This is a genomic window from Amycolatopsis sp. NPDC102522, from assembly GCF_055584485.1.
In genome coordinates this window covers 25387-40535 of sequence record NZ_JBVJLY010000005.1, presented here as the reverse complement: position 1 = coordinate 40535, position 15149 = coordinate 25387, and the positions used below count along the sequence as shown (strand labels likewise).

8 protein-coding genes are annotated in these 15149 nt (G+C 70.4%); 2 read left to right on the top strand and 6 right to left on the bottom strand.

From position 1 onward, the window contains the following. Positions 1-48: 48 nt before the first annotated feature. Entirely contained in the window at positions 49-360 is a 312-nt protein-coding gene (locus ACZ6YV_RS15480; RefSeq protein WP_378246836.1) for a hypothetical protein, read from the top strand. On the opposite strand, the gene ACZ6YV_RS15475 is transcribed toward ACZ6YV_RS15480, so the two are convergent. Together ACZ6YV_RS15475 and ACZ6YV_RS15470 are read right to left on the bottom strand one after the other, a co-directional pair. Then, positions 357-983, bottom strand: coding sequence for a DUF402 domain-containing protein (locus ACZ6YV_RS15475; RefSeq protein ID WP_465510222.1), 627 nt, complete (start codon positions 981-983; stop codon positions 357-359). The two genes, ACZ6YV_RS15480 and ACZ6YV_RS15475, sit on opposite strands and share 4 nt — an antisense overlap. Beyond that, a complete protein-coding gene (locus ACZ6YV_RS15470) occupies positions 976-1866 on the bottom strand; it encodes a hypothetical protein (protein WP_465510221.1) in 891 nt (296 codons plus the stop codon). Before ACZ6YV_RS15470 ends, ACZ6YV_RS15475 begins: the two co-directional genes overlap by 8 nt. A 111-nt stretch (positions 1867-1977) precedes the next feature. On the opposite strand from ACZ6YV_RS15470, the gene ACZ6YV_RS15465 reads away from it, so the two are divergent. Beyond that, positions 1978-3480 (top strand): leucyl aminopeptidase, encoded by a 1503-nt coding sequence (locus ACZ6YV_RS15465; protein WP_465510220.1) that lies wholly within the window; start codon positions 1978-1980, stop codon positions 3478-3480. 758 nt (positions 3481-4238) lie between these two features. Here the strand turns inward: ACZ6YV_RS15465 and ACZ6YV_RS15460 are convergent. The 4 genes from ACZ6YV_RS15460 to ACZ6YV_RS15445 are packed head-to-tail and all read right to left on the bottom strand — an operon-like array spanning position 4239 to position 15145. Then, positions 4239-6044 (bottom strand): hypothetical protein, encoded by a 1806-nt coding sequence (locus tag ACZ6YV_RS15460; RefSeq protein ID WP_465510219.1) that lies wholly within the window; start codon positions 6042-6044, stop codon positions 4239-4241. Then, positions 6041-11002, bottom strand: coding sequence for a hypothetical protein (locus ACZ6YV_RS15455; protein WP_465510218.1), 4962 nt, complete (start codon positions 11000-11002; stop codon positions 6041-6043). Before ACZ6YV_RS15455 ends, ACZ6YV_RS15460 begins: the two co-directional genes overlap by 4 nt. Continuing rightward, positions 10995-13994 carry a hypothetical protein gene (locus ACZ6YV_RS15450; protein WP_465510217.1) on the bottom strand — a complete coding sequence of 1000 codons (3000 nt, stop codon included), beginning with the start codon at positions 13992-13994 and terminating at the stop codon, positions 10995-10997. Before ACZ6YV_RS15450 ends, ACZ6YV_RS15455 begins: the two co-directional genes overlap by 8 nt. Next, the gene (locus ACZ6YV_RS15445; protein WP_465510216.1) at positions 13991-15145 is read right to left on the bottom strand and encodes a Kelch repeat-containing protein; all 1155 of its coding nucleotides are present in this window, start codon (positions 15143-15145) and stop codon (positions 13991-13993) included. Before ACZ6YV_RS15445 ends, ACZ6YV_RS15450 begins: the two co-directional genes overlap by 4 nt. Between the last annotated feature and the right edge of the window lie 4 nt (positions 15146-15149).

The following is a 15149-nucleotide window of genomic DNA, read 5'->3' as shown; positions in this document are numbered from 1 at the left end:
TGTCCGTCAGGACGAACACGCGAGGGCCCGCGCCCCTAGGATGGCGACGTGACGTACAACCAGATGCAGCCCGCCACCCCGGCCCAGCCCGCCACTCCCGGCGCGGGGGCCGACGTCAAGACCTTCGCGACGGCGGTGCTGCTGACCTTCGGCACCGGCCTGCTGATGATGGACGGCTGGGCCCTGCTGGACAGCGGCTTCGGCGCGTTCCTCGGCCTGGTCGGGGGCGGTTTCGGCATTTTCTGGTGGCGCCACATCCACGGCAAGGCGTTCCCACGCGAGCTGTCCACCAAATCGGTGGTCGTCCTCGCGGTGATCAACGTCGCGCTCGCGGCGCTGCTGCTGCTCCTCGTCGGCTAAAGCAGCCCATCGGGGAGGCCGGGCGCGGGCCAGCCCGGGTCCGGCCGGAAGTCGGTCCACGTCCCGTCGAAAGGGAACCGCCCGGCCGTCGCGAGCGCCCCGATCCGCTCGCCCTCGGCGCGCAGCCTCTTCAGCTGACCAGCGGTGATGCGACCGGCCAGGACGGCCTCCTCGGCCTCGTCCTCGTCCTTCCACTGCCAGCGTCCGCCGGGCTCGACGGCGACGTCCAGGATGCCGTCGATCCGATCCGGCCCGGACGGTGTGCGCCCCAGCGGGACCTCGAGGTTGACGTACCAGTTCAGGAAGTCGCCGCCGGCGTCGAAGAACCACCAGACCGACGACCATTCGTCGTCGGCGATGCGGCGCAGTGTCGAGGTGTCGCGCCAGAAGTCGGCCACGCGTACTCGCGGCACCCGGAACCGCTCCTCGAGCGGCGCCTCGCGGAAGATCCGCCCGTCGGCGAGCCTGCTGCCGATGATCGGGGTGTCCGCGGGGAGCCAGCCGAGCAGCACGGCGCCGTCGTCGGCGATGACTCGCAACGGGTGATGCTGGCCGATCGAGCCGTCCGGTCGCAGGAACCGCTCGACGACCGTGTCGCCTGGAGCCCAAAGAGGATCACGCACGCCTTGAACGGTCACTCCTCGAACGGTACCGACGGGCGCGGACCCGCAGAACCAGTTCGGCGAGCGTTCCCACTCCCGCGAGCCCGAGGGCCACTACCGGCCCAGCGAAAGCGGCGGCGACGGCCACGATCAGTCCACAAGCGAGTGTCGTCTTCGGACGTTCCGGGGAAAGCCGTTCCCGGCCGTCGGTGAAGGCGTCCACCGCGACGGGCACGGTCGCCACGGCGACGACCACGGTCAGTACCGGCAGCAGCGAGACCCCGTCGGCCGCGGCGAGGAGTTCACGGAACGACGTCGCCGAAAGCCCCAGCCGGAGCGGTCCCAGCTGGTAGAGGGCGACGGCGATGATCGCCACGGCCACGGCGCCCACCACGGCCGCGCGGCCCGCGCCGGGACGCCGGGGCAGCAGGAACGGCAGCAGGACCAGCACGGCGAGGCCGAGGCCGGGTACGGACGGCGGATCCGGCGCGATGAACTGCGCCAGTGGCGGGATGCCGACGCAGATCGCGATCAGGGACGCGGCCGCGACCAGCAGCAGCCCGGTGACCCAGCGGGCGGCGTAGTCACCGAGACGGACCCCTGCCAGGTCGGCGACGCCCGCCACCACGGCGAATACCGCGGCGGCGACTCCCGGAGCGGAGGGGAAGACGTATTGCCCGAATGTCGTCGCGAAGACCACGACCAGGCCCAACCGCGAAACGGAGCCCGCGATCCGCTCAGGCTTGGTCTCCCCCAGCGGCGGCAGCAGTGCCTCCGCCGCGACGGCGAGCACGGCCGCGACCACGGCGGCGAAAAGTACCCAATAGTCCGCTCCGGAGGTACCGACCGCCAGTGCGATGAGCAAACCGCCGGCCAGCCGCACGCCGTCTCCCTTCCTGTACACCGAGTGACCCCGTCGGCCCCGCTGTTCCCCCAGGTCCCGCTGTCATTAGCATGGCTCACGATCCAACCGGGCGGACGCCCGGTACCACCGCGAACGCGCGAGGAGCCAGAAGTGACCGTGCCGAAGCTTGCCCTGACCGAGAACGCCGAAGCGGCGCTGGCCAAGACGCGCGCCGACGTCGTCGTAATCGGCACCCTGCAGGGCGAGGACGGTCTGGCGCTCGCCGCCGGTTCCTCCGTTGCCGACACCGCCTTCGACGGCAAGCTCGCCGAGGTCCTCGGCACCCTCGGCGCGTCCGGCAAGGCCGACGAGGTCGTCAAGGTACCGACGCTGGGCAAGCTGTCCGCCGGCGTCGTGCTGGCCGTCGGCCTCGGCAAGGCGGGCGCCGACGGCGTCACCGCCGAGCAGGTCCGCCGGGGCGCCGGTGCCGCCGCGCGAGCGCTGAACGGCACCGAGCGCGCGTTCGTCACGCTGTCGGCGATCGACCTGCAGGCCGCCGTCGAGGGCACCGCGCTCGGCGCGTACTCCTTCACCGAGTACCGCTCCGAGAAGGGCGACGGCCCGGTCGCCAAGGTCGACTTCGTGAGCCCCGAAGAAGGCGCCGCCAAGGACCACAAGGCGACGCTGAAGGCCGCCACCCTGATCGCGGAGTCGGTCATCATCGCCCGCGACCTGATCAACACCCCGCCGAACGACCTGTTCCCGGCCTCCTTCGCCGACCGCGCGAAGACCCTGGCCGAGGCGAACAACCTCGAGTTCGAGGTCCTCGACGAGAAGGCCCTCAAGCGCAAGGGCTTCGGCGGTATCCTCGGCGTCGGCGGCGGTTCCTCGCGGCAGCCGCGCCTGCTGCGCGTCGCCTACAAGCCCTCGAAGGCGGTCAAGAAGGTCGCGTTGGTCGGCAAGGGCATCACCTTCGACTCGGGCGGCATCTCGATCAAGCCCGCCGCGAACATGGACCACATGACCTCGGACATGTCGGGCGCGGCCGCCGTGCTCGCCTCCGTGGTGCTGGCCGCGAAGCTGAAGTACCCGCTCGAGGTCGTCGCGCACATCCCGCTGGCGGAGAACCTGCCCTCGGCCACTTCGTACCGGCCGGGCGACGTGCTCAGCATGTACGGCGGCAAGACCGTCGAGGTGCTCAACACCGACGCCGAAGGCCGTCTCGTGCTGGCCGACGCGATCGTGCGCGCGGGCGAGGAGAACCCCGACTACCTGATCGAGACCTCGACGCTGACCGGCGCGCAGGTCGTCGCGCTGGGCAACCGCACCGCGGGTGTCATGGGCTCGGACGAGTTCCGCGACCGGATCGCCGGCATCGCGCAGGCGACCGGTGAGGGCGGCTGGGCCATGCCGCTGCCGGAGGAGCTGCGCGCCGACCTCGACTCGCGTCTCGCCGACCTGGCCAACGTCACCGGGCACCGCTGGGGCGGCATGCTCGCCGCGGGCATCTTCCTGCGCGAGTTCGTCACCGAGGGCCTGCCCTGGGCGCACATCGACATCGCGGGCCCGTCGTTCAACACCGCCGGACCGTGGGGCTACACCGGCAAGGGCGGCACCGGTGTCCCGGTCCGCACCATCGCCGCGGTCCTCGCGGACATCGCCGCGAACGGCTGACCTCTGGTCCGGATGGCAGGAGCCCGTCGGCGGAGGCGGGCCGTCACCGAAGTGTCATGAAGGGGGCGTTCAGGACGAATTTCGTCCTGAACGCCCCCTTCATGACATGTGGGGGTCAGGTCGACGCGCGTTGGCATCGGTACAGGGTTCGTGAGTGGTGAGTCGCGTTCTGGCGGACCCGTATTTGCCTGCCCACTGGGCCCGGATCGCGTCTCGGTGTCCTTGGTGGGGCTCGTGCTGGATGTCGGCGTGGGCGACGGGGGAAGGTTCCGGACGTTGAATGGCCGGAATCTTCCCTGCTCGGTTGTCGGCCGCAGGGGTTGAGGTCCATGGCCGGGTGACTTCGCGACGGTGAAGGATTTGGGACGTTGAACGTCCCAAATCCTTCACCGTCGATCTGGGCGTCCGCCGGGATCGTCACCTTCGCGCAGGTCGGCGGCAGGTAGGCAAATACCGGTCCGTTTTAACGGCACTTGCCACTCACGAGGCAGGTGGGCCGAGCCGGTACTTTCGCGTGACCGACTGGACAAGACTTGTGATCAGATGGACGACACGCGTGACTGGACGGACGACACCCGGCCACGCCGAGTCTCACCGCGTGTCGTCCCGCTGGTCACATGTGTCGTCTGTCTGATCACGTGTGTCGTCCGTCCGGTCACGCGAAACCGCCCGGCCGTAGGTACCTGAGACACCGTCGGCCCTGACGCGACTCACCACTCGCGACACGCTGGACCGAACGGCCACCGGCCCGCCGCGCGTCACGGCATCGGAGTGTCCACCAGCAGGTCGAAGGCCAGCCCGCTGGAGCCCTCTCCCCGGCCGACACCGCGCCGCGCGCTGAGCCAGACGACGGCGCGCCCGTCGTGCCAGCGCGTCCGGTTGTAGGCGAGGGTGACCCGCGTGCCCGCGCGGGTCACCTCCTCCTCGTGGAGGAAGTACTGCGGCTTCTCACCGGCCTGTCGTTCGTCGAGTCCCACCCGGAGCAGGCTCGTCCGCGGCCTCACCGGCGTCGCGTCGACCACGCTCGGCATCGCCGCCCGTTGCAACCGGATCTCGCGGTTGTCCCCCGGTTCGTGCACCGGGATGAACGGGATCCAGTGTCCGGGCACGGAGTTCATCGCGAAGTACGAGATCGGCGCGCGCGGCGGGTCCGCGTCGGTGGTGGCGGGGGCCGCGTCGTGCAGCCGTTGCCGGAACGTCGTGACCTCCGCGGCCGCCTCGCTTCCCCGGCGCGGTTCGCCCAGCGGCGTGCTCACGGTCTGCTCGATCCCCCAGACGAGGTTCGCGTTCTCGTCCCGGATCAGCAGGACTTCCTCCAGCGCCGGCCCCTCGGTCACCTTCGGCACGCTCGGCGGCAGGAAGAGGTCCGTGTCCGCCCGGACGTCTTCGGGGCCGAGGGTGTCCAGGGTGAACATCGACCACCGCTTCCACTCCTCGTCACGCCCGTCGCCCGCCGGGGTGATCCACTGCTTCTCACCGAACACGTCGGTGACGACCAGTCCCTGGATCCTGGACAGCGTGCCCGCGGGCAGGTCGCACGGCACCTGGTACCAGTCGTTGGAGAACACCAGCGCGAATTCGAGGAAGACCAGCCGGGCGAGGTCGGTGCTGTCCGGGCGGACGGCGGCGAAGTTGGTCTTCCCGTCCTCCTGTGCCCACCAGCGTGGCAACGGCATCCCGGAATAGCGGACCGGCGCCGGGAACACCGTCCGGGTGAACGTCGGTTCCGGCGGTTTGGTCCCGCCGAGCGGTTCCTTGGGGTCGACCGAGAACGCGTGCCATTCCAGGGTGCCGCCCGGGTACTCGGGGGCGGCCAGTTTCTTCTCCCCGCCCGGCGTCGAAGCGGCGACCGAGAACCGGTGTTCGAGCCTGCCCGGATCCCAGGTCGCGTCGGCGGGCGCGGGCTGGTCGACGAGTTTCCCGTACCAGGCCACCAACCGCTTCCCCAGTTTCCGCAGCGTTTGGCGGAGCGAGGGGATGAGGATGGTGAGTCCTTCGTCGGCGTCACGTCCGGCCTTGAGGTGCAGGTAGAACAGGTAACCGTCCATCCGGCGCCCGGAGATCGCCTGCATCGTCGACCAGACCTCGGGATGCGCCAGCTTCGCGACGTCGTCGGCCTTCGCGGGATCGGGCAGCGCGATGGGGTACCGCTCGATGTAGAACTTCTTGAACCCCAGCACCTGCCCGAGCAGACCGGCGGCGGAGTCCAGCAGCTTCAGCCACTGGCGGCCGATCGCGAGCCGCAGATCGAACCCGATCGTCTCACTGCCGGGGGTTCCGTAGGCCAGCGGCAGCCGTCTCCGCTCCGCGACCGTCTCAAGTGGACGGTCGGACGTCAGCTCCTGCGGTAGCCCTTGCGGCGACTTGAACCGGGTGGGCCGCGAGGGCGAGACGACGTAGGTCACGGTGACCGGGCTCCCCGCGTTCGCGCCGTGGAACTCGCCCAGCTGCCACTGCCGCGTGAGCATCCACAACGGATCCCGGACCTCCACGCGCAGCGCCCGGTCGAAACCGACGGTGCGGGGCCTGCCCTCCAGCCTGGTGAACGACGGTGTTTCGGTCATGATGTGGCCTTTCGACGCAGGGTCGCGGACAGCACCGTCGCCGGGAGCAGGTGCCCCAGCTCGGTACCCGCGAGGTGATCCGGTTCGACAGCGCGCGTCTTCGCCAGGTCGAAGGTTTCCGTGATCGCCTCGACGAGCAGTTCCGGAGTCCAGTTCCCGCCCGGTTCCAGCACCGGCGGGACGACGAGCAGCATGGTCTGCGGCGGTTCGGAATCCGGGCCGTCGTAGTGCAGCGCGATCCCGGTGGTCTCGCGGACGGCGGGGATCACCTCGGTCCATTCGTCGAGCAGGAGCCCGCAGTGGCTGTCGCCGCCCAGCGAAGTCTTGTAGTGCGCGGTGTACAGCAGCCTGTCCTGCCCGAGCTGGTCGCCCACCTTGGCCGGGTCGAAGAACTCCATGGCCAGCCAGTGGTCTTCCTCGACGTACGGCAGCTGGACGGGGGTCAGTTCCGGCTCGTTCCAGCCGAGGATGTCGGTGCCGAGCAGTCCGCCGGGGGCGAGCAGCGCGCCCGCCAGCTGCACCGTTTTCTCCCACAGGCGCGGCTTTTCGCGGACACGCGCCATTCCGTGCAGCCAGTCGTCCACCGGGAAGTCACGGCCTCGGAGGTCGTCGAGGTCCCTGGGCTTCAGATGGGCGACGAGGTCCCGGCTGTCGGCGCGCGCGTCCCGCCAGCGGTCGAGGACGTCTTCCGACGGCGTGAACTCGGGGACGACCAGGACGTCCTCGCCGAGCAGTGCCTTGAGGACGTCGATCCCGGTCCGCACCCGGTCCGGCCCCGTCACGGCCTTGTCGCGCAGCGCCAGCAGCTTCTCGGCGGCCGGTTTCCGACCGCCTTCGCCGACCAGCTCGGCCTTGAGCTTTCCGGCTCGTGCCAGCAGTTCCCGGCCGTAGGCGATGGCCTGGTCCTCGAACGGCTTCAGCGAGAGATCGGTCGGGTCGATGTCGGCCAGCGGCAGCTGACGCGCCACGTCGGCGAGCAGCCCGCCCAGCGTCGGTTCCGACGTCTCCTTGAACCCGGTCAGCCGGTCGAGACGGATCTTGAATCTGGTGCGGGCCTGCCGCACCCGCGCCCGCATCCCGAACGGCGTCTGCTCACGCGGCGCGGGTTTGGTGACGAGCAACCGTTCCGCCTGCTCCAGTATCCTGAACCGCTCACCATCCGTTGTGGACGGGGGCAACGTCTCGTACCGGTCCAGCAGGAGGTTCGCGGCCGTGAGCGCGCGTCCCATCCGGCCGGCGATCTCCGCGACGGCGGCGAGAACGGAGGCGAAAACACCGCCCCGCCACAGCGAAAGCTCACCCCAGCCGCTGATCACGACACCGAAGTCACCCGCGGCCTTGGCCAGTTTCGCGTACCGGGCGAGGAAGGCGTCGATCCCGTCGAGGATTTCGGCGCGGGCCGGTTCGCCTGTCGCCGGGTAGAGCGCGCCGAGATCGGTCAGGAACTCGCTGACCTCACCACCGAGATCCGTCAGGGATTCCAGGACGGCGGCCTGCCGTTCCCGGCTCAGCGACACGGCGTCGTCGGCCGCGCGCTCGATCCGCGCGGTCCCGGACGCGGGGATCAGGTCGGTCGGCCGCAGCGGCCTGGCCGTCGTCAGCAGCGACCGCAGAGCACCGATGAGCGGGGACAGTTCGAAGAAGCTGACCTTGCGATCCACCCTTCGCGTGTAGTGGATTTCGAGTTTGGCGTCCGGCCGCGGCCGCGACTTCTCGATGACCACGCCGAGGATCCGGTCGTCGAGGTCGGTCGCCTCGGCGTTCTCCGCCGGGGGCACCGCCCACAGCAGGTCGATCCGTTGCAGTCCCGCCTCGGCCTGGGTCACCACGCGACTGCGCGGCTCGGCCTCGGCCGGACGCGCCGGATCCTTCCAGGTGACCAGCGCGGTCACCTCCGACGGCGACGGCAGCACGTCGGCGAGCCACTGGTTCACCGCTGGTTCGGCTCTGGCCCTCGGGTTGTTCCGGCCCAACAGCGGAGCGCCGTGGTCGGGACCGAGGCCGGGGGTGAACTGCAGACCCAGCCGGTGGGTGAGTGTGGTCCCGCTGCGCGGGGTCTCGACCACCGCGGGCTCGGGCAGGACACCGCCCTTCGCGTAGGAGTCCAGCGTGGCCGCCGCGCGTTCGGTGTTGCCCTGCAGCACCTGGTGCGCGCCCTCGGCGACGACGAGGTCGGCCAGCGCGTCGTGCGCGTTCCGCAGGGCGTCGACCTCGATGCCGATGTCCTTCAGCTCGCCAGGATCGGTCACCTTGGGGACGCCGTCGAGTTTGTAGGGATAGACCCGGTCGTCCTTCTTCAGGCTCTCCACGTGGCGGATCAGGGCGAGCCCGTCGATGACGTTGCCCGCCTCGATCTGTTCGATGCTCGTCGGCGCTCCCTCCCCCTTCGACGGCGGAGCCGTGCCGGCGATCTTCTTCGCCATCAAGGGGAACTTCAGCCGCAGCCCGGCGATGACCTTGTCGAGCCCGATCCGCCGGTCGTGCAGCCCGCGTTCGAAGCGGTACCCCAGCAGCGCGCCGGGCGACTGCCCCTGCCGCATCCCGTCCAAAAGGGACACCGCGACGCGAACCCGGTCCGAGCTCAGGTTCACCGCGAACGTGCTGTCCTCACGCTGCTTGCCGTTGGCGAGGAACCCCGCCCGCAGCACCGCCGCCGTACGCGCGTGGGCGGGTGACGGCGCGTGGACGTAGCCGCCGTTGTTCACGTCGTGCGGCAACGGCCCGGTGCCGAAGATCGGCGGCAGACCGGAGGGAAGGTCCTTCGTGGCCGGGGCCGGGCCACGGGAGATGTTCTCCAGCCAGCCGTACGCGCCGAGATGCAGTCCCCGTTTCGGAGCGCCGCCTGCGGGGGCGCGCCGCAGCTCCGCCAGCCGTTCGTTGACCAGCCCGAGCCGCCAGGCGTCGAGCCGGTAGGTGGCGCAGTCGAGATGTTCGGCGAACACCCGCTCCAGCCGGGCCGTCGGCAAGCCCGCGAGCAACTCGACCGCGTCGAGCTGCTCGGACCGGCCGGCTCCGGCCGCGCCGAGCAGCACGGCCTGCCGCGCCAGCAGGTACAGCAGCGCCGTCGGCCGGACGTTGTCGGTGAAGCCGTCCTCCTTGCGGACCGTCTCGAGGGCGATCCTTCCGTAGTGCGCCAACCAGGCCAGGTAATTACCTTCGGCCGCGCAGGGCCGGATCTTGTCCACTTCGGACAGTGGCCGGTCGTCGACGACCGGACGGTGCAGCACCTGGGCATCCTCGGTGAACACCTGCCGCAGTAGGCCGGGATCCTCGGCGTGGTGACCGAACGCGGCCAGCGTCTCCCGCAGCGGCGTCCTCAGTTCGGTTTCGAGCCGTTCCGCGAACAGGTCTTCGACGCTCTGGGCGTCGCGGAGGTGGTACTCGGCCGATGTCGGGTGCAGCGCGAGGATGTCGAGCAGCTTCTGATGCGGGTCCCCGCCGGCCGAATCGAGGTACTGGACCCGCCCGAGCGCGGCCTGCCAGTGCGTCGCCGCCTGCTTCAGAAGCTCGTTCAACGCCGTCCGGTGCCCGGCGGTGGCGGGAAAGGCGAGTTTGGTGAACACCGTCGTCGGCAGGATCCCGTAGGGCTGCCTGCCGATCTTGACCACCGGCAGCGGGCCGCGTCCGGAGACGTGCTCCAGGAAGAACTGACGCGTCTGCGCGATCTGTTCCTCGGTCAGCACCCCGTTGAGCAACGCCGGGAGGTAGTAACCCCAGGTGGCGGGCCACAGCGCGGTGTGCGCCGCGCGGGCGTCGCGACGGTCGAAGCCGTCGGCGTTCGGGACCCCGGCGAGGACCGCCGGGTCGATGCCCAGCAGTTCGGCGAACCACTCGCCGTCGTTCTTGTCCACGGCGGCGGCGGTGAACCCGGCCGCGGTTGCGAGCGCGGATTCGGCCGCGGCCTTCGGATCCTGGCCCGCGGACGCCTGTTCGGAGTTGTTGGTCGGCGTGCCTTGAGGCAGGAAGGCGAACCCGGCGGGCGTGCGGATCTGGTCGGCGAGCAGCCCACCCCAGTCGGCCGCCGTCTTCTCCGGTGTCGCCTGCTCGCGAAGGCCGAGCACGACGAGCCTGTCGAGCTTCTCGGCGAAGGCCGGTTCCAGAGTGATCCGGATGCCCATCCCGACCGCTTCGGCGGCCTTGAACTCGGTCAGCCACTTCAGGGCGTCCGGGACCCGCAGCGCGCCGGTCTCCTCGGTGACCTTGAGCTGTTTGTCCTTCTCCGTCCCCGGATCGGGGCTGACCGCGAGTTCGGGTTTGACCGGCTCGCCGCTCCTCGCGAACACGCGCGTGCCACCGACGTAGCCGTACGCGGTGAATTTGTCCGGCAGCAGCTTCGCCGTCGCGGCCACGGTCCAGGAGTCTTCCGCGATCTCACCCGGCGGCAGCGGCGTGAGTTCCAGGAACGCCGCCACCACCTCGGTGCCCGGCGTCGACGGCGCACTGTCCACACCGGACGGTCGACGGTCGCGGATCGCCTTGGCCCGCCCGGCCCCGACGGCGGCGAGCAACGCGATGTCGGCCTCACGCAGCTTCCCCTGGTCACCGTGCGCACGCCAGACGGCGGTCCAGTACGTCACCGTCGGCTGACGGTCCTGCGCCACGACGGGCTGGGGCGTGACGACCACCAGAACCGCCGTACCGCGAGGAACCCCCGTCGGCCGGTCGGCCGGATTGGCGGGTTTGCGGGTCCGCAGCAGCCAGGCGGCCCGCCCGGCGGAAACCCGCGCGACAAGCTGCTGCCACGCCGCCTGTTCCCCGCCCGGAGCGCCCCCTGCGGCCCAAAGAGTGGTCCAGTACGCGTCCAGCGCGGCGAGTTCGGCCCGGGTCGGTTTGGCCTCGAACTTGTCCACCGACCATTCGTCGGGGAACACCCGCACGAGCAGTTCCTGCCCGACGTACCGGGTCTCGACGCGCACCGGCCCGAGCAGCACCGGGAAATCGAGCTTGAGATCAGGCATCCCGCAACATCTCCTGTGCGTGCACGGCCACCAGAACCGGTGCCTGGAAAAGGATGTAGGCGACGTCGGCGGCGCTGACGGCCGGCGCCCACTCGGTGATGAACTCGTCGTCTTCGCGCTGGCGGATCTTTTCCTGGTCGTCCTTTTCGAGGAACTCGTCGAGGTGGACCGTGACCCCTCCGTCGAACCGGACGAAGCCGCTGCCGGGGTTCCCGGGGTCGAGATGCCCCCAGGTGGCGTCGTTCCACACCTCGACTTCGGGCAGCGGGCCGGGCGGCGGTTCGTCCAGGCCGAACCGCGGGTCGCCGGGCCGTTCCTTGAGCACGAAGAACCAGCCGAGCTTGTCCGCCCCGCCAGAGCGGGCTTCGTCCTCGCTCAACGGGAAGCCGAGCAAGTAGAGGTCCGGGGAGACCTTGGCCTCGTAGACCGGGAGCCGGACCAGCTCGTCGCTCAGCGGCACGTTCGCCGGGACGGACGCGATGGTGCGCTCGCCACTGGTGTCCGGGGTGCCGTCCTTCTTCAGCGGCCAGACGGCCTTGTGCGCGTAGATCGACACGTTCGGATACTTCTTGAGCAGCTCGCCCCGGATCACCAGGACCAGGTCCTTCGCCTGTTTCTCACCCTGCTCCGGCGGAAGACGGCGGTGGTTGTTTTCGCCGAGCTTCGAAGTCTTGGCCCAGCGATGCAGCGGCGGGATGTCGTAAAGCCTTTCCCGCCAGGCTTCCCGTGACTCGCCCGGCTCCAGCGGCACCGGACGCGGATCCCAGAACTGCCGGAACGGCGTCCCGCGCTGATCGGTCGGGAACTCGCGCCAGAGCATCTCCCGCGCCATTTCGTGGTTGAGCCCGATCAGATAGGACTCGACGAACTGGCGGTTGTTCTCCAGCAGGGTGATCGAATTCTCCGGCAGGAGCCCGATGTTGGGTACGAAGGTCTCGACGGAGAACTTCAGCAGCTCCTCGTACATCGGCATGTCGAACACCGGGTACGCGAGGATCTCGACCAGGTCGCCCACCGCGATCCGCAGCCGCTCCGGCAGGTTCATCGACGCCACCAGGTTCTCCAGCACGGTCTTCTCCGCGCGCAGGCCGTCGAGCATGTCGTCGATGGTTTCGATCACGCCGAGCGTCTCGTCGACGGGATCCGCGGCGGCCGCACGCGGGGACAGGCCCAGCGAAGCGGTGGTGACGGGCGGCGCGACCTTGGGCCGGGCGGCGAAGACCTCCTTGCGGTCGATCCGGTCGACCAGCAGGTCGAACTGGTTCCCGTCGCTCAGCAAACGTTTGCGCAGCCGCGAACCCGGCCGGGTGATCCGGCGCATCGGCGCGGACATCGGCGCGGCGGCCACCCGGCTTCTGTCCACTTTGTACCCGACGGCGAACAGCTCCGGCGCGTCTCCTTCAGCGGCGCGCGCGAACGCGGTCGAGGCGCGTTCGACCACCCGCCCGTGCGCGGGCGCCGTCAGCGTCAGCGCCTTCGCCGGTACAGGCCTGTCGTCGACGGCCGCCGTCTTGGGGGCGTACGGCTCGACATGCTTGCCGTGCAAGGCGTTCCCGACCTGACGCCCCAGCTGCGCGGCCCGGATGAGCGCGTTCGCCCGCTGGATGTCGCCGAGCTGGTTCCACGCGGCCGCCATGAACTCCTCTTGCCGCGCCTGGACGACCTTGGTGCCGAACTGGGCGGCGACGCGGTGGCGCGGGTCGAGGTTCAGCCGGTGCACCCAGTTGCGCAGCTGCTCCGGCGGCACCGGCTGCCCGTTCTCGGTCAGCAGGGTCTGGGTCAGCGCGGGCCAGCAACCGTAGAGCGGCGGGGTGATCACCGGATCGGGCTGGTCCTCCACCGCGGAGACCCCGGCCCCGGCCGCCTCCGCGTTCGCGATCGTCGGCGGCTTCTGCCGGTACGCGTTCGCCAGGTTGACGAACCCCGCCATCGCCCGCTGCCACTGGTTCGGATACGGCGACACCGGTTTCGTGTGGTAGCCGTCCCAGTTCTCGAAGGAGTCGGGATGGTCGTCGGTGTCGGGGATCTGGAGCGCCCCGCCGAGTTTCAGCACCCCGTCCGGCGCGGTCGGTGTGGTGAGCGAGGGCAGGTCGTAGATCCTGCGATGCGCGTCCAGGTCACGCCTGCCGACCGGGTTGTCCGCCTCGTAGGGCTTCAGCAGCCGCACCAGGTATTCGAAGTCGCCGACCGTGCTCGTGGTGAAGGACCAGCGGTGGTAGTACGGGAGCACGACGTCACCGGTTCCGGTGCCCCAGCTCGGTTTCGTCGCGGAGAGGTCGTTGGGGACGGCCTCGCCGAGCCCCGCCAGCCTGCCCGCTTCGAACGCGGGCACCAGGAAGGCGTGATACGTCGTGCTGGGTTTCAAGTGCCGTGGGCAGAGCACCCGCGAGCAGGCGCTGTCCGGCGCCTCACGCAGCACCCGGCCCAGGTTTCCCAGCGTCCGCGCCATGTCGTCGCCGTCGACGGCGATCCTGCCGTCGAGCTCGCCGTTGACGTGGACGTGTGCCCACGCGCCGAGTTCGTTCGGCGGCTGGAGCGCCTGCGGGTTCTTCACCTTGACGAACGGCAGCGGCTTGTCCGGCAGGAGACCGTCCTCGAACTCCGCTGGAGTCTCGGACAGCACGACCAGCGCGAGCCACGGTGCCAGCCGCTTCTTCGTCTCGTCGGGCTTCGCCGGGCTGTACCGCCAGGGGAAGTCCTCGTCGTAGAACTCGATGTGCGCCAGGTAGTTCGGTTCGAAATTGGTGACACCCGGCTTCGGCTCGGTCCGGGAAACGGCCCGCGGGTCGACGCCGACGACGTCACCGGGACCGTAGAGCTGCACCGGCTGGGTGAATTCGCGGCGCAGCGCGGGCTTTCCGTCCTCGATCGCGTCGCCGGTCAGCCTCAGCCCGATCGGGACGGTCGCGCGCGATCCCGTGGCCTCTCCCTTGATCAGGGTGGTCAGCCCGGTGCGCAGCCACGGGAGGAAGGAGTAGGCGTTCGCGCTCACGAACCGCCTCCGAACTTCTCGGCGGTCTTCGTCAGCTCGGTCTTCTGGCCCGCCGCCGCCTGGCCAGTGCGCGCGACGCCACCGGCGACGAGCACGGTGTTCCCGGAGGCCACGGCGGCGAAGCCCCACCGCCCTTCGGCCAGCCCCGGCAACGGTTTCCACTCGCCCGCCGCGTAGCGCAGCGCGCTGCGGTACCCGGCCTCGTTCGCGAGGTCGTCCGCGCCCCCGATGACGGCGACGGCTCCCGCACCGACTGCGACGGCCCGATGGAACGCCCGCCCGCCCGGCAGGGGTTTGGCGTCCTTCCACGTCCCCGCCGCGCCGGTCAGGTCGAACACCTCGGCGGTGTCACGGGCGAACGGGTCGAACGCGCCGTCTTCGGTCACTCCCGGCGCCTTGCCGCCGGTGACCAGCACGGAAGTGGCGGACAGCGCCGTCGCCGTATGGCCGCTGCGGGGATGGCGCATGGTCGCGGCGGGTGTCCACGCCGAGGCCCCGGCCGCGGCTTCGGAATCGTAGAGCTCGCAGAACGCGAGCGCCGGGTCGTCCGCCGTGCCGACAGGCACGCTTCCCCCGCACACCAGCACTTTCTTGCCGAGGACCACGGCGGCGTGCCCGGTGCGAGCGTCGGTCATCTCCCCCGCCGTCGCCCAGGACCCCGCGCCCGCCGGGTCGAACAGCTCGGCCGAGCGCAGTGCCACGGCCTTCCCGTCCGGCCGGAGCGTGCTTCCCCCGGCCACCAGGACCTTGCCGCCGACGAGCACCGCGCTGTGTCCCCAGCGGGCCGTCTTCATCGGCGTCGCGACCGGCGTCCACTTGCCCGTGCCCGGATCGAACAGCTCGGCCGAGGCCAGCGCCGGACCGCCCGCCGCGCCGATCCCGCCGGTGATCAGTACTTTCCCGCCGGGCAACAGGGTCAGCGCGTGCAGCTGCCGCGCGGTGCCGAGGGGGCTGGGATCCGACCACTTCGCCGTGTCGAAGTCGAAGACAGCGCTCTGTTTCACGCTGACGGACGAGGCGTCCGCGCCTCCGGCGACGAGCGCTTTCTTGCCGTCTTCGAGCAGGACGGCGTCGTCGTGCTGGCCCGCCCAGGTCACGGCCGTCAGGTAGTCGGGCGCGGTCGGTTCGGCCGCGAGCGTCGGAGTGGTCATGGAA